This window comes from Oceanibaculum pacificum (genome assembly GCF_001618175.1).
Taxonomy (GTDB): domain Bacteria; phylum Pseudomonadota; class Alphaproteobacteria; order Oceanibaculales; family Oceanibaculaceae; genus Oceanibaculum; species Oceanibaculum pacificum.
Genome location: NZ_LPXN01000013.1, coordinates 1 through 17,651 on the forward strand (window position 1 = coordinate 1; position 17,651 = coordinate 17,651).

At 68.2% G+C, this 17,651-nt stretch carries 20 protein-coding genes; 4 read left to right on the forward strand and 16 right to left on the reverse strand.

Going from position 1 to position 17,651, the window contains the following annotated elements:
- Positions 1 to 41 precede the first annotated feature (41 nt).
- The 3 genes from AUP43_RS01685 to egtD all read right to left on the reverse strand — a co-directional run bounded on the left by AUP43_RS01685 (position 42) and on the right by egtD (position 3,051).
- Complete coding sequence (locus AUP43_RS01685; protein WP_232314849.1) at positions 42 to 1,106, reverse strand: TauD/TfdA family dioxygenase; 1,065 nt, start codon at positions 1,104 to 1,106, stop codon at positions 42 to 44.
- Between the two features lie 98 nt (positions 1,107 to 1,204).
- Positions 1,205 to 1,975 (reverse strand): BON domain-containing protein, encoded by a 771-nt coding sequence (locus AUP43_RS18855; protein ID WP_067551756.1) that lies wholly within the window; start codon positions 1,973 to 1,975, stop codon positions 1,205 to 1,207.
- Between the two features lie 119 nt (positions 1,976 to 2,094).
- Complete coding sequence (gene egtD / locus AUP43_RS01695) at positions 2,095 to 3,051, reverse strand: L-histidine N(alpha)-methyltransferase (RefSeq protein WP_067551759.1); 957 nt, start codon at positions 3,049 to 3,051, stop codon at positions 2,095 to 2,097.
- Between the two features lie 255 nt (positions 3,052 to 3,306).
- Between egtD and AUP43_RS01700 the strand changes: the two genes are divergently transcribed.
- Both AUP43_RS01700 and AUP43_RS18860 read left to right on the forward strand, forming a co-directional pair.
- Positions 3,307 to 3,933 (forward strand): sigma-70 family RNA polymerase sigma factor, encoded by a 627-nt coding sequence (locus AUP43_RS01700; protein ID WP_084462431.1) that lies wholly within the window; start codon positions 3,307 to 3,309, stop codon positions 3,931 to 3,933.
- A gap of 4 nt (positions 3,934 to 3,937) precedes the next feature.
- Positions 3,938 to 4,111 carry a hypothetical protein gene (locus AUP43_RS18860; protein WP_157089187.1) on the forward strand — a complete coding sequence of 58 codons (174 nt, stop codon included), beginning with the start codon at positions 3,938 to 3,940 and terminating at the stop codon, positions 4,109 to 4,111.
- A gap of 1 nt (position 4,112) precedes the next feature.
- On the opposite strand, the gene AUP43_RS01705 is transcribed toward AUP43_RS18860, so the two are convergent.
- Both AUP43_RS01705 and AUP43_RS01710 read right to left on the reverse strand, forming a co-directional pair.
- Positions 4,113 to 5,378 carry a cation:proton antiporter gene (locus tag AUP43_RS01705; protein ID WP_067551762.1) on the reverse strand — a complete coding sequence of 422 codons (1,266 nt, stop codon included), beginning with the start codon at positions 5,376 to 5,378 and terminating at the stop codon, positions 4,113 to 4,115.
- Between the two features lie 53 nt (positions 5,379 to 5,431).
- Complete coding sequence (locus AUP43_RS01710) at positions 5,432 to 5,620, reverse strand: DUF3008 family protein (protein WP_067551765.1); 189 nt, start codon at positions 5,618 to 5,620, stop codon at positions 5,432 to 5,434.
- Between the two features lie 137 nt (positions 5,621 to 5,757).
- Between AUP43_RS01710 and puuE the strand changes: the two genes are divergently transcribed.
- Positions 5,758 to 6,708 (forward strand): allantoinase PuuE, encoded by a 951-nt coding sequence (puuE, locus tag AUP43_RS01715; RefSeq protein ID WP_067551768.1) that lies wholly within the window; start codon positions 5,758 to 5,760, stop codon positions 6,706 to 6,708.
- Between the two features lie 160 nt (positions 6,709 to 6,868).
- On the opposite strand, the gene AUP43_RS01720 is transcribed toward puuE, so the two are convergent.
- From AUP43_RS01720 to AUP43_RS01750, 7 genes are all read right to left on the reverse strand, one after another.
- Positions 6,869 to 7,351, reverse strand: a complete 483-nt coding sequence (locus AUP43_RS01720; protein WP_067551771.1) for an ureidoglycolate lyase — start codon at positions 7,349 to 7,351, stop codon at positions 6,869 to 6,871.
- A complete protein-coding gene (locus AUP43_RS01725; RefSeq protein ID WP_067551773.1) occupies positions 7,348 to 8,070 on the reverse strand; it encodes an aspartate/glutamate racemase family protein in 723 nt (240 codons plus the stop codon). Before AUP43_RS01725 ends, AUP43_RS01720 begins: the two co-directional genes overlap by 4 nt.
- A gap of 12 nt (positions 8,071 to 8,082) precedes the next feature.
- Positions 8,083 to 8,673: a hypothetical protein gene (locus AUP43_RS01730; protein WP_067551776.1), complete on the reverse strand. Its 591-nt coding sequence runs from the start codon at positions 8,671 to 8,673 to the stop codon at positions 8,083 to 8,085.
- A gap of 74 nt (positions 8,674 to 8,747) precedes the next feature.
- A complete protein-coding gene (locus tag AUP43_RS01735) occupies positions 8,748 to 9,737 on the reverse strand; it encodes an Hsp33 family molecular chaperone (protein ID WP_232314850.1) in 990 nt (329 codons plus the stop codon).
- Positions 9,725 to 10,651 (reverse strand): ornithine carbamoyltransferase, encoded by a 927-nt coding sequence (argF, locus tag AUP43_RS01740; RefSeq protein ID WP_407668453.1) that lies wholly within the window; start codon positions 10,649 to 10,651, stop codon positions 9,725 to 9,727. The genes AUP43_RS01735 and argF overlap by 13 nt, the downstream gene beginning before the upstream one ends.
- Positions 10,652 to 10,662: 11 nt before the next feature.
- Positions 10,663 to 11,835, reverse strand: a complete 1,173-nt coding sequence (locus AUP43_RS01745; RefSeq protein WP_067551779.1) for an aspartate aminotransferase family protein — start codon at positions 11,833 to 11,835, stop codon at positions 10,663 to 10,665.
- Positions 11,836 to 11,974: 139 nt separating this feature from the next.
- Positions 11,975 to 12,799 carry an ABC transporter permease gene (locus AUP43_RS01750; RefSeq protein ID WP_067551782.1) on the reverse strand — a complete coding sequence of 275 codons (825 nt, stop codon included), beginning with the start codon at positions 12,797 to 12,799 and terminating at the stop codon, positions 11,975 to 11,977.
- 105 nt (positions 12,800 to 12,904) lie between these two features.
- On the opposite strand from AUP43_RS01750, the gene AUP43_RS01755 reads away from it, so the two are divergent.
- On the forward strand, positions 12,905 to 13,495 hold the full coding sequence (locus tag AUP43_RS01755; RefSeq protein WP_232314851.1) for a regulatory protein RecX: 591 nt from the start codon (positions 12,905 to 12,907) through the stop codon (positions 13,493 to 13,495).
- 7 nt (positions 13,496 to 13,502) lie between these two features.
- Here the strand turns inward: AUP43_RS01755 and recR are convergent, their stop codons facing one another.
- From recR to gpt, 4 genes are all read right to left on the reverse strand, one after another.
- The gene (gene recR / locus AUP43_RS01760) at positions 13,503 to 14,096 is read right to left on the reverse strand and encodes a recombination mediator RecR (RefSeq protein WP_067551785.1); all 594 of its coding nucleotides are present in this window, start codon (positions 14,094 to 14,096) and stop codon (positions 13,503 to 13,505) included.
- Between the two features lie 8 nt (positions 14,097 to 14,104).
- Positions 14,105 to 15,277, reverse strand: coding sequence for a class I SAM-dependent rRNA methyltransferase (locus AUP43_RS01765; protein ID WP_067551788.1), 1,173 nt, complete (start codon positions 15,275 to 15,277; stop codon positions 14,105 to 14,107).
- A gap of 22 nt (positions 15,278 to 15,299) precedes the next feature.
- A complete protein-coding gene (ggt, locus tag AUP43_RS01770) occupies positions 15,300 to 16,994 on the reverse strand; it encodes a gamma-glutamyltransferase (RefSeq protein WP_067551790.1) in 1,695 nt (564 codons plus the stop codon).
- A 145-nt stretch (positions 16,995 to 17,139) separates the two neighbouring features.
- On the reverse strand, positions 17,140 to 17,637 hold the full coding sequence (gene gpt / locus AUP43_RS01775) for a xanthine phosphoribosyltransferase (protein WP_067551793.1): 498 nt from the start codon (positions 17,635 to 17,637) through the stop codon (positions 17,140 to 17,142).
- Between the last annotated feature and the right edge of the window lie 14 nt (positions 17,638 to 17,651).

Genomic DNA, 17,651 nt, shown 5'->3' on the forward strand with positions numbered 1-17,651 from the left:
GAAGCGGCGTCTCGAAGGACATGGCAGCCGAATGAACCGCGCTACGCCACCAGCCATTCCTGCCCGATGCCGCCGCGCGGCGCACCGGGGGCGGTGTCGCGCCAGAGGATGGCGTGGTCCTCCGGCAGCGGGCGGCTGTTCGGCATGGAGAGCCAGAGCCGGTAGAGCAGCCGGCTGCGCCCGCTGGCGGCGTCGTCGGTGAACGGGGTGCGGCCGTGATAGACGACATGGTTGTTCAGCAGCTGAATATCCCCCGGCTCCAGCACCATCTCGAAGGACAGCTCCTCCGCCACCTGCTGCAACATCGCCAAAGCCTCGCGCTGGGCCTCGCTCAGCTTCGGCACGCCGGCGATCAACTCCGCCGCCTCGATGTAGGTCAGCGAATAATGGCTGGTGAATTTACCGTCGCGCAGGCCGAAGATCGGCAGCGGATAGGCGACCTGCTCGGCCCCCTTCTCCTCGCCGAAGCGGCTGCGGAAATAAGGCTGGAACAGCACCTCCAGCAGATCCGGCCGACGCTCCAGGATCGCATTATGGATCGCCGCCGAGGAGGCCAGCTTGCTGACCCCGCCGCTGCCAGCCTGGCGCACGCACAGCAGCCCGACCACGTCGCAGCGGTCGGTATGGAAGCGCAGCGCGCCGTTCGACAGGGTGCGGGCGTAGGAGGACAGGAAGGTGCCGCCGCCCTCGGTCTTCACCGCGCCGTAGCGCTCGCCGATGCCGGCCCCTTCGTCGCGGATTTCGCGCATCAGCTCGCCGCGCGCATTCTGGAACAGCAGGTGGCCCAGATGCGTGCCGAGCCCGTAATAGAGCCGCTTCAACTGCGCCTCGCTGTAACGCCCGACCGGGATGGTGCGCAGCTTCACCATGCCGCTGCCTTCCTCCAGCTCCTCGCGGGCGGCGGCCAGTCGGTCGGCCAGCCCGTCGAGCGGGAAATCCTCGCGCCGGATGTCGTGCCACGGCCTGTCCAGCCGGTCGACATGGGCGACGGCGGCGTCCAGCGCCGCCAGATCGTCGGCCGACAGCTCGACGATCCAGCGCTTCGACTCCCGCATTTCCGCGCCCGTCCAGGCGCAAGCACCCTCGATTTTCTGCCGCTGCGACATTCGTTCCTCCGCCGGTTTATCGGCGAATCATGCCACAGGGCCCGCCCGGCCACCATTGCGGCGCGGGCAACCCAGACGGCGAAACCGGGCGGCCAATATCAGCGCGAAACGCCGACGCGCAGATTGTTCTGGCAGTGCGTGACGCCGCTCACCGCCTCGACGATATCCTCGGCCCGGCGCTTGGCGGCCCGTGTACCGACCTGGCCGTCCAGCGTCACCTCGCCACCCGCCACATTGATCTCGACCTGCGAGGCGTCGACGAACGGATCCTCGGTCAGCCGGTCATGCACATCCTCGCTGATGCGCGCGTCGGAGCGCTTATAGCCGCTGGGACCGCGCCCGCGATGCGGCCCCGGCTGTTCCGCCTGGCGCTGCGCCCCTTCCCGTGCATCGGGGAAACCGGCGCCGGGACGGTAGCCCGCGCCATAGCCGAAGCCGGCGCCATAGCCGCGCCCGCCGCCCCAGCGCGGCTCCTCCAGCGGATACCAGTCATAATGCGGCCGGTCGCGAGGGCCGCCCCGGTCATCGGGGCCACCGTGGGAGTCGTCCTGGCGCGCGCGCTGGTGGGGGGCACGGTGGTGGGGGGCACGGTGGTCGCTGCTCTCATAGCGCTCGCCGCCGGCGTAGCCGGCAGGGCCGTCCTCATCGACCCAGGGCGCATCCTGCGGCTCCGGCTCGTCAGCGCCGAAATTCTTGCCGGCGCGGCCGCGCTCGCCTTGGGCGAACTGTTCCCAGTCGCCCCGGGCCTCGTCGCCGGCATTCGACCAGCGATGCTCATCCTCGCGCTTCAACTGGCGGGGGTCGCCTTCGCGCACCTGCTTCTCGCGCTTTTGCCGCCCGGGGCGATCGCCTTCATCATGCTGTGTCATCGCTACCTCCTTGGGCTACCTTGGATGCAAGACCCCGTTGCATCGCCCGAGGCGACGCTGGGGCCGCTTGTTCCGGACAACCAGAGGTCCGGCGCTTTGTTCCCCTCTCCCGCGCAGCCTCAAGGGTGGCGCAGCAGGAACAGGCTGTAGTCGGGCACCGTGGCATCCTGCCAGCGCGTCTCCACCGCCCAGCCGGCGGCGGCCGCAAGCGCGGCGAAATCGGCCGGCGGCATCTTGTAGGAAGTGTCGGTGTGGATGCTCTCTCCGGCGGCGAAGCTGATCGTTTGCCCCGCCAGCCGGTAGCGGGCCGGGCTCTGCGCCACGATATGCGCCTCCACCCGCGCCGGATTCCGCCGGATGCGGATGTCGTGGCGAAAATTCGCCAGGTCGATATCGCCGTCCAGCTCGCGATTGAGCCGGAGCAGGATGTTGGTGTGCAGCGCCGCCATCAGCCCGTCCCCGTCGCGATAGGCGACGGTCAGCGCCGCCTCCGCCATCGTCGCGTCGACGCCGAGCAGAAGGCGCGACCGCCCCAGTGTCTCGCCCGCCCGCTGCAGGAAGCCAATCACCCCCGGCGGCGCGAAATTGCCGATGGTGGAGCCCAGGAACAGCCCCAGCACCGGCGGGCGCAGCAAGGCCGGGGCCAGGCGGATCGGCCGGGTATAATCGGCGATGACGGGGGTGACCGCGACCGCCGGAAATTCCGCCGCCAGCCGGGCCGCCGACTGGGCCAGAAAGGCGGCGGAGATATCCAGCGGCACATAGCGCAGCGGCCGCAGGGCGCGCAGCACCCGGCCGGTCTTGGCGCTGGAGCCGCTGCCGAACTCGATCAGGCTGGCGCGCTCGCCGACGATGCCGGCGACGGTGTCGGCGTGCCGCTCCAGCAATGCGCGCTCGGTGCGGTTCAGATAGTAGGCGTCGCTGCCGCAAATCCGCTCGAAGAGCTGCGAGCCGCGCTCGTCCCATAGATATTTGCCGGGAATCGCTTTCTGCGGCTGCGCCAATCCGGCCAGAATTTCACGCCGGACATCCTGCCCGGTTTCATCTTCGATGCCGCTGGGTGACGGGCTGGCCATCCGGCCTCCTGTGAAAGCGTAAAACTGCCTTCCTAAGCCGCCGGCGGACGGTTGGTTCCACAGCGGGGCGCAAGCCCGCCTGCCTTATTTGAATAAACCAATTAATCAGGTATATTTTATAATAAAATTCAAAATAACGTGAATATTTATACCCCTTTAAATCACTCTCATTAACCCTCATTTACATAATACAGAGCCATACATGGAAATATTATACCCAGCATTTACTATAAACCCGCGTCAGGAGATTCCTTCATGCCAGACGACCAATCCGCCGACCCGCCGCATGCCCGCACAGACAGCCTGGGCGACACGGTGGTCCGGCGGGATATTCAACCCCTGGTGCCGGCCTTGCGCGCTTTCGCGCGCATGCTGACCCGCAATGCGGCCGACAGCGACGATCTGGTGCAGGAAACCCTGGTCAAGGCGCTGGCCAACGGCCATCGCTTCACGCCCGGCACCAATCTGAAATCCTGGCTGTTCACCATCATGCGCAACAGCTTCTACACGCATGCAACCCGCGCGAAGCGCGAGAGTCCGGGGGCGGCCGATTGCGCCTCCCTGCTGCCGACGAGCCTGCCGAAGCAGGAATGGCAGGTGCTGCACGCCGAGTTGCGCCTTGCCGTCGAGGCCTTGCCCGACAATCAGCGCGAAGCGTTGCTGCTGGTCGGCGCGCTGGGCGTGAGCTACCAGCAGGCGGCCAATATCTGCGGCTGCGAGATCGGCACCATCAAGAGCCGCATCAGCCGCGCCCGGGAAAGGCTGGCGGCCGAGCTGAACTGGTCGCTGCCGATGGAACGCCGCCGCCAGGGCTACCGCCAGCGCCCCCGTGACGGGGCGCTGGCGTGTAGGGCGCTCCCTAATAACTCCATCATGGAATGAACTCATGGCCTCTCCCCGCCCGACCGATACCCGCCCAACCGATACCCAAGGACCGGAGTCCGGCGCGCAGGACAAGGAGCGCATGGCGCAGCAGGGCGAAATCCCGCTGCCCATTCCCGTCGCGCCGGGGCTTGGCGCGCGCCTGAAGGGCCTGTTGCGGCGCTGGTTCGGGCGCTGAGCTACCCTGCCGGCGGGGCGCGGCGCGCGCGGGTCACCCAGTCGACGATCACCCCGGCGCTCAAGCCATGCACCAGCGTCGAGAGCAGGATGGTGAAGGCGACCGTCGCCCACAGCGCCCCTTCGTCGCGAAACTCGATATGCCCTGCGGCATAGGCGAGGTAATAGACCGAGCCGATGCCGCGCACGCCATAGAACGCCACCGCCAGTCGCTCGCGCTGGCACAGCCCGCAGCCGAGCAGCGCAACGTAGCCGGTCGCCGGGCGAATCCCGAAGACCAGCACCATACCGATCAGGATGGCCGGCCAATCGAGATAGCCCCACAGGACCGGGAAGGCCGCCCCGATCATGACCAGCAGCAGCGCGGTCAAGGCATGCTCGATGGCTTCGTTGAAATTGTGCAACTGGCCATGGAACTGGTGCTCGGCCTCGGTGCGGCGCAGCACCAGCCCGGCGACGAAAACGCCGATAAAGCCATAGCCCTCGATCAACTCCGTAGCACCGTAGCAGAACAGCACGCCGGCCAGCGCGACCACGCCTGCGCCGGTATCGGCCAGGATATTGCCGCGCGGCAGGACGAACAGCACCCGCCCCAGCAACCAGCCCAGCGCCGCGCCGGCCAACGCGCCCACGGCGATACGATACATCACGTCGCGCAGGAACCAGTCGAGCAGGTCGCCCGCCGGGGCAAACCCTTCCGCCGCCAGAATCAGGCCGAGATAGACGAAGGGGAAGGCCAGACCGTCATTCAGCCCGGCCTCGGTGGTCAGCGCGAAGCGCACCGGATGCTCGCCCCCCTCGGTCGGCGGGCCGACCTGCACATCGCCGGCCAGTACCGGATCGGTCGGCGACAATACCGCGCCCAGCAGCACCGCGCCGGCGAAGGTCATGCCCGCTATCTGCCAGCCCAGCAAGGCCACCGCCAGAATGGTCAGCGGCATCACCACGGCGAGCAACCGTATCGTCGGCCGCCAGCGCGCATAATCCGATAGATTGTCGATCCTGAGGCCGGTGCCGAACAGCGAGACGATCACCGCCAGCTCGCTGATCGTCTCCCACAGGGCCGGATCTTCCTTCGGGTTCAGCCCTTCGGCGAAACCGGGAATCAGCGGCAGCGACACCAGCCCCGCCAGGATCAGCAATGCTGATGCCGCCGGTTCGCGGCCGGAAAAGAAGCGGGGCAGCCAATAGGCCAGAATGATGCCGCCACCGATGGCCGCATAGGCCAGGTGATATGCGCTCAGCTCGAAAAAGGCGCTGTCCTGCATGATGCCTCGCCCCGATCAAGCGGCGGTGTCGGCCGGAGCGGCGGCGGAGACCCTCACGAGTTGGACACGTAGTCGGGCTTGCCCTTGCGCTTGGTGCTGGCCATCTCCTCCAGCTCCGTCTCGGTCATCGAATCGACCATCGATTTGGAGGCGCCCTTCAGCTCGCTCTTCTTGACGTCGCCGCGCTTGGCCGCCAGGGCCGCGCCGGCGGCCTTCTGCTGTGCCTTGGATTTTGCTGGCATCGGTCTTCTCCTGTAACGCGTGCCTCTGTTCAACCGCCGGCTGGCGGCAAAAGTTCCGGCGCGGCTGGACAGCGCCCCGCCACCCGGCCAAGCTGTGCGCGGCCAAACTGTGCGCGAATCAAACGAAGGGTGCGCCGATGACCGAGGACCGGAAGCTGATCGCCGACGCGCTGGGCAGCGCGCCCTACCCCCGCGACCTGCGCGGGCATGGCCCGACGCCGCCCGACCCGCGCTGGCCCGGCGGGGCGAAGATCGCCGTCAGCTTCGTGGTGAATTTCGAGGAAGGCGGCGAGCGCAGCATCCTGCATGGCGATGCGACCTCGGAAGTGTTCCTGCATGAGGTGCCGGGCGGCACGCCACGCGCGGGGCTGCGCGACGAGCAGGTGGAATCGATCTATGATTACGGCATGCGCGCCGGCTTCTGGCGGGTGATGCGGCTGTTCGCCGAGCGCGGCATCCCGTTTACCTCCTGGGCCGTCGGCATGGCCGTGGCGCGCTACCCCGAGGCTGCCCGCGCGATGCACGAAGCCGGGCACGAGGTCGCCAGCCATGGCTGGCGCTGGATCGATTACAGCGGCCTGCCGGAAGAGCTGGAACGCCAGCATATGCGCCTGGCCATCGCCGCCATCCGCGAGGCGACCGGCGCGCGGCCCCTGGGCTGGTATACCGGGCGGCTCTCCTCCAACACCCGCCGGCTGGTGGCGGAGGAAGGCGGCTTCCTCTACAGCTCCGACGCCTATGACGACGACCTGCCGCACTGGGCCGTGGAGGGCGGCAAGCCGCAGCTGGTCATCCCCTACACGCTCGACAATAACGACATGAAGTTCGGCCAGATCCACGGCTTCGCCACCGGCGATCAGTTCTTCACCTATCTGAAGGACGCCTTCGACATGCTGTACCGCGAGGGCGAGGCCGGATCGCCGAAGATGATGAGCGTCGGCCTGCATCTGCGCCTGGTCGGCCGCCCCGGCCGCGCCGCCGCCCTGGCGCGCTTCCTGGATTACGTGCAGTCGCACGACGCCGTCTGGCTGCCCCGCCGCATCGACATCGCCCGCCACTGGATGGCGACGCACCCGTATGAGGGCTGAGGCCGGGAGTACGCCGCCGAGGAGTACGCCGCCCTATGCTTCGAGACGGCCGCTCACGCGGCCTCCTCAGCATGAGGGAGAAAGCGGCATCGGCGGAACGTCCTGAATGACCTCGTACTGAGGAGCCGGCGGAAGCCGGCGTCTCGAAGGATAGGGCGGGTCACGCCCCCACCGTCACCGGCGTTTCCAGCGTGACGAATTCATCGTCGCGGCCGTCGGGGGCGCACCACATGAGGATGGAGAAGCGGCCGGGGTGGTCCAGGGCGATCATGCCGTGGTGCCAGACGGCCGGCGCATAGACCAGCGCCTGGCCCTGGCGGCCGATGAAGGCGCGAGCCCGCGTCATGTCCGGGCCCTCCTCGCCCCCAGCAGAGGCGCTACCGGGGGCGACAATGACCAGGAAGCGCGAGACGTCCAGCGCCAGGAAGGCCTGGGCGGTCAGCGGGTGGCGCTCCATCACCCGGGCCTCGAACGGCAGGGCGGAGGCGGCGGTGTGGGTCAGCGAGAAATCCAGCGATGCGGAGGGCCGGGAATTTTCGATCAGCGGGCCGAAATAGGCGCGGCCGGCCTTGGCGGGGGCTTCGACGACCCGGCCGAAGGGCGCGAAAGCGGCCTCGGTCAGCGGCGCGGCGATCAGCGTCACGGCGCATCGTCCCGGAAGCGGCCGTCATAGCGCTTGGCGCGCGGCGCGGCATAGCCGCCCAGCTTGGAGGTCTTCAAGCCCAGCGCCACCAGGCTTTCGGCCAGCTTCACCGCCGCCGCCACGCCATCGACCACCGGCAGGCCGTGCCGGGCCGACAGGGCGGCGGCCAGGTCGGCCATGCCGGCGCAGCCCAGCACGATGGCCTCGCAGCGATCCTCCGCCTTGGCGCGCTCGATCTCGGCGGCGATGCGGCCGGCGGCATCCGACTCCGGGTCTTCCAGGTCGAGCACCGGCACCTCGGCGGCGCGCACCCTGGCGCAGCGCCGGTCCAGCCCGTATTTCAGCAGATTATGCTCGATGGCCGGTATCGAGCGCGACAGGGTGGTGACGACGCTGAACTTGCCGGCCAGCAGGCTCGCCAGATGGAAAGCCGCCTCGCCGATGCCGATAACCGGCGCGTCGGTGACGCAGCGCGCCGCATCCAGCCCGGTATCGTCGAAACAGGCGACGATATAGGCGTCGGCCGGGTGCTTGCGGATTTCCGCCAGCAGGCCAGGCACGGAGAACGCCTCGTCGACATAGCCTTCGATGGAGACCGGCCCGTCCGCCGGGCTAACAGCCAGCACCTCGGTGCTCGCCCCGGCCACGGCCCGCGCCGCCGCCCCGATCTTCTCCGTCATCGAGGCGGTGGTGTTGGGGTTGACGACCAGCAGGCGCATCGCGGCGGCCGGCTACAGCAGGAAGCGGCGGAGATATTGCTGCACGTTGTTGGTCAGCACCGTATCCATGTCGCGCAGGATTGATTCGGTCAGCTCGTACCAGGCCCGCTCGCGCTCGTTCAGCGTGATGTCCTCCGGCACGGTGCGGCTGCGCTCGACGCGGGCGACCGCCTCGCCGATGCGCTGGCCGCGATTGTCGAGAATCTGCAAGGCCACATCCATCACCGCGGTATAGCGCTCCGACTGCTCGTTCTTCACGAAGCCGCCCAGGCCGGTGCTGGTGCGCAGCCTGTCCTCGACGATGCTGGCCTCGCGGATGCGCAGCACGGCGCGCTGGAACTGCGAGCCGCCGACGCTGACCCGGTCGCGCGCCCAGCGTTCGGCCGTGCGGCCCGGATTGGCCGGCGACAGATGCTCGACATGGGGGCGCGACAGCGGCTCCTGATATTCGTTCACCACCTCGATGGCGCCGACATCGAGCCGCAATTGCGGCTTGCCGACGAAGGTGATCTCGGCATAGCGCGGCGCGGGGTCCGGCGTGGAGCAGGCCGCCGTCAGCAGCAGCAGGGCAAAGACGAAGGGGGAGGCGAGAAGCCGGCGCATATTCTTCTGGTTCCCTCAAATATCGGACGATGCATCACCATGCGACGCGGCCGGCGGGCTGGCAAGATGGCCCGTCAATCCTCCGCCGACTGCAACGCATCCAGGTCGGAATCGTCATAGCCATAGCTGCGATTGCAGAATTGACAGGTAACGACCACCCGGCCGTCCGGTTCCTTCATATCGTCCAGCTCGGCCCGCGGCTGGCCGCGCAGCACGGAATCGACCCGCTCACGCGAGCAGCGGCAGCGGTCGATCAGCTCGCGCCGCTCGAACACCCGCACGCCATCCTCGTGATACAGGCGATAGAGCAGATTTTCCGCCGGCAAGGTCGGGTCCAGCACTTCGGCATCGGCGGCGCTGCCGGTCAGGATGACGGCGCGCCGCCAGCCATCCTCGGCCTCCTCCTCGGTTGGCATGTCGGTCTGCGCGATGCCGCCCTCGTCGGGGATGCGTTGCAGCATCAGCCCGCCGGCGCGCCAGCCCTGAGGGGCATCCGGCCCGCCGCTGGGCAGGTCGATCCGGTCGCAGGCGGTCTTAAGGCAGGTCTCGATCTGCTCGGAATCGCGGAAATAAGTATGCACGCAATCCGCCAGCGTGGCCCCGGTCAGCTCCACGATGCCCTGGTAGCGCTCCATCACGCTGCCCTGGTCCACCGTGAAAGCCAAGTGACCCGCCCCCAGCAGGCGCGGGACCGAGCGTTCGACCGCCCCCTGCTTCACCGCCGCCTCGAACCGGCCCTGGTCGAACTGGGCATAGCCGCGCATATGCCCGTCCGAGGTGACGTCGGCGACCAGCAGGCTGATCGGCCCGTCGCTCTGGATCTGCAGGGTGAAGATGCCGTCATACTTCAACGCCGCCGCCAGCAGGGCGGTCAGCGCCAGCGCCTCGCCCAGCATGCGGGCGACCGGGGCGGGATAATCGTGGCGATTGAGGATCGCATCGACCTCCGCCCCCAGCCGCACGGCACGGCCGCGCAGGCCCAGCGCCTCGATCTGAAACGGCAGGACCAGATTGTCGGCGGCGAACCCCGCCCCTTCGAGACGAATCGATTTCAGCTCAGGCACCAGACCAGAACGCCCTTCTGGCTGTGCAGCCGATTCTCGGCCTCGTCCCACACAACCGACTGCGGACCATCGATAACCCCGGCCGAGACTTCTTCGCCGCGATGGGCGGGCAGGCAATGCATGAAGATCGCTTCCGGCTTCGCCTTCGCCATCAGCCGCTCATTCACCTGGAACGGCTGCAGCATGTTGTGGCGGCTGCCGGTATCGCCGTCGCCCATCGACACCCAGGTATCGGTGACGACGCAATCGGCCCCGTCCACCGCCGCCTCGGCATCGTGGGTGATGACGATCTTCGCACCCTGCGCACGGGCCCAGGCCACCAGCCCCTCATCCGGGGTCAGCATCTCCGGGCAGGCGATGCGCAGCTCGAACTGGAAGCGCGCGGCGGCGTGAATCCAGGAGGCGGCGACATTGTTGCCGTCGCCGCTCCAGGCCACCACCTTGCCCTTGATCGGCCCGCGATGCTCCTCGAAGGTCAGCACATCGGCCATGATCTGGCAGGGATGGCTGCGGTCGGTCAGCCCGTTGATTACCGGCACGGTGGCGTTGTCCGCCATCTCCTGCAGGATCGCCGGGCTGAAGGTGCGGATCATGATCGCGTCGACATAGCGCGACAGCACGCGCGCCGTATCGGCCATCGTCTCGCCGCGCGAGGACTGGATGTCGGCGGTGTTCAGCAGCACGGTCTCGCCGCCCAGCTGCTTCATGCCGACCTCGAAGGACACGCGGGTGCGGGTCGACGGCTTCTCGAAGATCATCGCCAGCGTCTTGCCGGCCAGCGGCTTGTCGCCCGCATCGCCTGCCTTCAGCTTGTCCTTGATCGACCGCCCGCTGTCCAGGATGTGGCGCAGCGTGTCGGTGTCGATCTGGTCCAGGTCGAGGAAATGCTTGGGTTGCTTCACCATCTGATTCATCGGCATTCCCCTCAGCTCACCAGCTTCTGGGCGGCCGTCTCCATCATCTGGATGGATTCGTCCACTTCCGTAGCACTGATGTTCAGCGGCGGCAGGATGCGCACCACATTCTCGGCCGCGCCGACAATCAGCAGCCCCTCATTGCGGAAGGCGGTCTGCACGTCGCCATTCGGCAGCACACATTTCAGGCCCAGCATCAGGCCGGCGCCGCGCACCTGCTCGAAGACGGCGGGGTTGCGCGCCACCAGCTTCTCCAGCTTGACCCAGTAGTCGCGCGCCACCTTGTCGACCTGGGCCAGGAAGGCCGGATCGCTCACCACGTCCATCACCGCATTGCCGACCGCCATCGCCAGCGGGTTGCCGCCGAAGGTGGAGCCATGCGTGCCATAGGTCATCGCGGCCGCCGCCTTTTCGTTGGCGAGGCAGGCGCCCATCGGGAAGCCGCCGCCGATGCCCTTGGCCACGGCCATCACGTCCGGCGTGACGCCGGCCCATTCATGGGCGAACAGCTTGCCGGTCCGGCCGACGCCGCACTGCACCTCGTCGAACACCAGCAGCAGGTCGTACTCGTCGGCCACGGCGCGCAGCTGGCGCAGGTAATCCAGCGAGGCCGGGCGGATGCCGCCTTCGCCCTGCACCGGCTCGACGATGATAGCCCCGGTCTCCGGCGTGATCGCGTTGCGCAGCTCGTTCATATTGCCGAACGGCACATGGTCGAAGCCGCCCGCCACCGGGCCGAAGCCGTCCAGGTACTTCTTGTTGCCCGCCGCCGCCAGGGTGGTCAGCGTGCGGCCGTGGAACGCGCCCTCGACGGCGATGATGCGCGCCTTCTCCGGATGGCCCTTGGCCGACTGGTACTTGCGCGCAACCTTGATCGCGCATTCCATCGCCTCGGCGCCGGAATTGCCGAAGAACACGGTGTCGGCGAAGGTGGAATCGACCAGCCGCTTGGCGAGCTTCTCCTGCTCCGGCACGCGGTACAAGTTGGAGGTGTGCCACAGCTTCTCGGCCTGGTCCTTCAGCGCCTTCACCAGGTGCGGATGGCAATGGCCCAGCGAGTTGACGGCGATGCCGGAGGCGAAGTCGAGATATCGTCGGCCGTCCGTCGCATACAGATATGCCCCCTTGCCATGCGTAAAGCTAAGGTCAAGCCGGTTGTATGTTGGCATGACGGCAGGAAGCATCTGGGTATCCCTTCCCATCGGTAAAAAGGGTTGCAACGCGACCGAATTTCGCGAAAGGGCGCGAGTATCCGCGCCTGCCGGGCCCGTGTCAATTACAGTTGCGTTGCTTTATTAGGGAAAGCTGGGGGCCGGTCTCCCCTTACGCCTTCAGCTTATAGCCGCTTTTCAGCATCCGGTGGCAGAGCAGGAACAGCGCCAGATTGCAGCCGGTCAGCACGGCGACGCCAACCAGCGGCGGGGCGTCGGCATGGTCGATGAAGCCGTAGCGGAAGCCGTCGATCATGAAGAAGAACGGGTTGATGTGCGCCAGATCGTACCAGATGCCCGGCAGCCGCTCGGTCGAGTAGAAGGTGCCGGACAGAAAGGTCAGCGGCATGATGATGAAGTTGGTCACCGCCGCGATATGGTCGAACTTGTCCGCCCAGATGCCGCCGATCATGCCCAGCAGGGAGAGCAGCAGCGACGCCGCAACGGCATGGAACAGCACGAATTCCGGATGATGGATCTGGATCGGCACGAAGGGCCACATCGCCGCCAGGGCGAAGACGCCGACCATCAGCCCGCGCGTGATGCCGCCGAGTGCTATGCCCACGGTCAATTCGCCCGGCCCCAGCGGCGGCATCAGGATATCGATGATGTTGCCCTGCACCTTGGCGACCACCAGCGACGAGCTGGTATTGGCGAAGGCATTCTGCGCGATCGCCATCATGATCAGGCCGGGGGCGAGGAATTCCGGATAGCTCACGCCGACGATGGTGGCGTCGCCCCGGCCCAGCGCCAGGGTGAAAACCAGCAGGAACAGCAGGGAGGTCACCATCGGCGAGGCGACGGTCTGGGTGAACACCTTGCAGAAGCGCCGCACCTCGCGCAGATACAGCGTCCACAGCCCGATCCAGTTCACCCGGCCGATGGGCCGCGGCGCGAGGCTGCGGGCGGGCGGGTTGGTGGGGGAAAGCTGGCTCATAACGCACCTTGACGGTTTCGGTAGTCCGATTGGCGACAGACTCATAGGTCTCCCGGCCCGGTTCGACAAGTCATGGGCTGGCCGAGGCAGCCATGGGGTGGCAGCATGGCGGCCATGGAATACAGCAAGCAGCCGACCCGCAAGATACCGCGCAAGCCCAGCCCGGAGCGGCTGGAGCGCGCGGCGCTGCATTATCTGGAGCGCTTCGCCACCTCCTCGGACAATCTGCGCCGGGTGCTGCTGCGCAAGATCGACCGCGCGCTGCCGCACCATCCGGAGGTCGAGCGCGGCGCCGCCGCCGGCTGGGTCGACGATCTGGTCGCCCGCTACCTGCGCGCCGGGCTGCTGGACGACCAGGCCTATGCCGAGGCGCGCGCCGCCAGCCTGCACCGGCGCGGCAGCTCCACCCGGAAGATCCGCATGAACCTCATGCAGAAGGGTGTGGAGGAGGAAACCATCGACGCCGCATTGGGCGACCTGGCCGAGCGCATCGAGGGCGACCCGGAGCTGACCGCTGCCATCGCCCTGGCGCGGCGGCGGCGCCTCGGCCCTTACCGGCCGGCGGCGGCGCGGGCCGACAATCGCGACCGCGACCTGTCGACGCTGGCGCGCGGCGGCTTCTCCTACGACACCGCCCGCAAGGTGATCGAGGCGGAGGATATCGCGGCGCTGGAGGCGCTGGCCGCCGACAGCTAGACCGGCGCTAAACGGGCCGGCGCGCCTTCAAGGCGGTGGTCAGGGTGCCGTCGTCCAGATAATCCAGCTCGCCGCCCACCGGCACGCCATGCGCCAGACGGGAGATCGCGACATTCGCCCCGGCCAACCGGTCGGTGATGTAATGCGCCGTGGTCTGGCCATCGACCGTGGCGTCCATCGCCAAGATCACCTCGGTCACCGCCGGGTCGCTGGCGCGCCGCACCAGGGAGGGGATGTTGAGGTCTTCCGGCCCCACCCCGTCCAGCGCCGACAGCGTGCCGCCCAGCACATGGTAGCGGCCCTTGAAGGCGCTGGCGCGTTCCAGCGCCCAGACATCCGCCACCTCCTCCACCACGCACAGGATCGTGGGATCGCGCCGCTCGTCGGCGCACACGCCGCAGGGGTCTTGCGTATCGAAGCTGCCGCAGACCGAGCAGGTGCGCACCGTGGCCGCCGCCGTCGCCAGCGCGTCGGCCAGCGGCAGCATCAGCGCCTCCTTGCGCTTGAGTAGCTGCAAGGCCGCGCGCCGGGCGGAGCGCGGCCCCAGCCCCGGCAGGCGGGACAATAGCTGGATCAGCCTTTCGATCTCCGGTCCCAGCATGGCGAATCTCAGTCGAGTTGCAGGGTCATGGATTTAAGATAGGCGCTCTCGCGCAGGAAGGGATGCACCGGATGGTCCGGCCCCGCCCCCGCCTGCCGCAGGATGCGCCCGCCGCGGCCGGCCTTGGCGAGGCCGATGCCGATCTGCTTGGCGAATTCCTCCTCCGGCGCGTTGTGCGAGCAGGACGCCACGAACAATATGCCGCCCGGCGCCACCAGCGAGGCCGCCAGCCGCGCCATCTTCTGATAGGCGCGCAGGCCGGTCGCCAGATCCTTCTTCGACTTCACGAAAGCCGGCGGGTCGCACACCACCACGTCGAACCGCTCGCCCGCGCGCTGCTCCAGCACCTCGAAGGCATCGCCGACGATGGTGCTTACCTTACCGGCCACGCCGTTCAGCGCCGCCGTCTCCGCCGCCAGCTCCATCGCCGGCCTGGAGCGGTCGACCAGCGTGACCTCGGCCGCCCCCGCCACCGCCGCCTCGATGCCGAAGCCGCCGATATAGGCATAAACGTCGATCAGCCGCTTGCCCTTGGCCAGCGCCGCCACGAAGGCGCGGTTGTCGCGCTGATCGTAGAACCAGCCGGTCTTCTGCCCGCCCAGCGGATCGCAGCGGAAACGCGCGCCGTTCTCCATCAGCTCGATCGGTCCTTCCCCGCCGAGCGCGGCGCGGATGCCGGTCTTCAGCCCCTCGGTGATGCGGGCATGGCTGTCGTTGCGCAGCACGATGCGCGACGGCTTCAGCAGATCGCTCAGCGCCTCCAGCAACGGCGCTTCCAGCCGGTCCATGCCGGCGCTGTTGAGCTGCACGGTCAGCGCATCGCCGAACCGGTCGATCACCAGGCCGGGCAGCCGGTCCGCCTCGGCATGCACCAGCCGGTAATAGGGCTGCGCGAACAACCGCTCGCGCAGCGCCAGCGCCGCGGCCAGCCGCTCGCGCAGGAAGCCGGCATCGATGGCGAGGTTCGGCCGCGCATCGAGGAAGCGGGCGACGATCAGCGGCTTCGGGTTGAAGAAGGCGGTGCCGATCTTGCCGCCACGCGCATCGGCCAGCGTGACCAGGCTGCCCGGCGGCAGATCCTTCAGCGCCGGGCTCATCTGCGCCTCGTTGCCATAGACCCAGGGATGGCCGCCGCGCAGACGGTTGTCGCGGCCGGCGGCAAGGGTGACGGTGGGATGCATGATCTCTCTACAGGTTGCGGAATCAGTCGCCGGCGGCCACGCCGTCGCGGCGTGGATCGGCCCCGCCCAGCAACGTGCCGTCGGGCAATATCTGGATGGCGTGCAGGCCGCTGACCAGGCTGCCGCGCTCGATGCGGTGGCCGCGCCCGGCCAGCGCCACGGCCAGCGCGTCGGCATCCATGCGGCGCTCGATCTCGCTGTCGCCATTGCGGTTGGAGATGTTCGGCAGGGCGATGGCCGCCTGCGGGTCGAGCCCCCAATCCAGCACGCCGACAATGGTCTTGAGAACATAGTTGATGATCTGGCTGCCGCCCGGCGAGCCGACCACCAGCCGCAATTCATCGTCGCCGTCGAACACCAGGGTGGGCGACATGGAGCTGCGCGACCGCTTGCCGCCTTCCACCCGGTTGGCGACCGGCCTGCCGTCGACCGCCGGCCGGAAGGAGAAATCCGTCAGCTCATTGTTCAGCAGGAAGCCGCGCACCATCAGGCGGGAGCCGAAGACGGCCTCGATGGTGGTGGTCATCGACACCGCATTGCCCGCCGCGTCGACGATGGAGAGATGGCTGGTCGAGGGCAGTTGCAGCGCATTGTCCGGGCCGAAATTCTGCGTCCGCTTGCGCGGCACGTCGCCAGCCGGGACCGCCTCGCCCTCGGTGCGGGCGGGATCGATCAGCGCCGCCCGGCCGGCGAGGTAGCCGCGATCCGTCAGCCCATCCATCGGCACATCGATGAAATCGCTGTCGGCGATGAAGAGGTTGCGGTCGGCATAGGCCAGGCGCTGGGCCTCCAGCATCCAATGCGCCGCATCGACCGACAGCGGGGCCTCGGCCGCGAGGTCGAAGCGCTCCAGCATGGTCAGCGCCATCAGCACGGTCAGCCCGCCGCTGCTGGGCGGCCCCATGCCGCAGATTTTCCAGTTCCGGTAGGGTCCGCACACCGCCGGGCGCTGCTTCGCCTCGTAGCCGGCAAGGTCGGCCATCGTCATGTCGCCAGGATTGCGCGGGGCGGTGGCGACCGCCTGCACGATATCCTCGGCGATGGCGCCGGTATAGAACGCCTCCGCCCCGCCCTCGGCGATGCGGCGCAGCGTGTCGGCCAGGGCGGGATTCTTCAGGGTTTCGCCCTCGGCCCAGGGCGTGCCGTCGGACTTGTGGAAATAGACGCGGGCCGCCGCCTGCGTCAGGTGCTTCTCGCGCGCCAGGGCGGCGGCCAGGCGCGGCGGCACCGGGAAGCCCTGCTCGGCCAGGCGGATCGCGTCGGCGAACAGATCGGCCCAGAGCAGCCTGCCCTGCTCGCGATGCGCCAGCGCCAGCAGACGCACCGTGCCCGGCACGCCGACCGACTTGCCGCCGACAACGGCGTCCATGAAGGAAAGCGGCTTGCCGTCCGGCCCCAGGAAGCGGTCGGGCGTCGCGGCGGCCGGCGCGGTCTCGCGGCCGTCATAGGTGACGACGGCCCGGTCCTTGGCGTCGTAATGCACCAGGAAGGCCCCGCCGCCAATGCCGGAAGCCTGAGGTTCCACCAGGGTCAGCACCATCTGCGCGGCGATGGCGGCATCCACCGCCGAGCCGCCGGCGCGCAGGATTCTCAAGGCCGCCTCGGTCGCCATCGGGTTGGCCGTCGCCGCCATGTAGGTCTGCGCCCGCGCCGCATGCGCCGGCGGGGCAAGGGCGGCGGTCAGGAACAGCAGCGATATCAGCAGCAAGCGGCGCATGGCTCTCTCCGATCCGGTAGCGCAGAGTAGCGCCCGCCGCCGCCGGGGGGAAGGCATGCGCACTTGGTCATGTCCTGCCCTGGCGTGCTCCCCCTTGGGCGTCCCCCCCCGGCGTACCCCCCAGGTGTGACGGCAGCGCGTGACGTCAGCGCGGCTTGCGGGCCAGCACCAGCGGCTGGACCGGCTGGGCTTCGAGGTCCCAGGGGAAGTAGATCCAGGTGTCCTGGCTGACCTCGGTGATGAAGGTGTCGACCATCGGCCGGCCGCGCGGCTTGGCGTAGACGGTGGCGATATGCGCCTTGGGCAGCATTTCGCGCACCGCCTTGGCGGTGACGCCGCTATCGACCAGATCGTCGACCACCAGCAGCCCCTCGCCATCGCCCGGCACGCCCTTCAGCACGGTCAACCGGCCCTGCTGGCCAAGCGCCTTGTGGTCGTCATAGCTGGCGATGCAGACCGTGTCGACCAGGCGGATTTCCAGCTCGCGCGCCACGATGGCGGCTGGCACCAGCCCGCCACGGGCAATGGCGACGACGCCCTTCCACGCGCCCATATCCATCAGCCGCCAGGCCAGCGCCTTGGAATTGCGGTGCAGCTCCTCCCAGGAGACCAGGAAGGCTTTTTCGGGCGATGCGTGCGACAAGATCGATCCTCCGG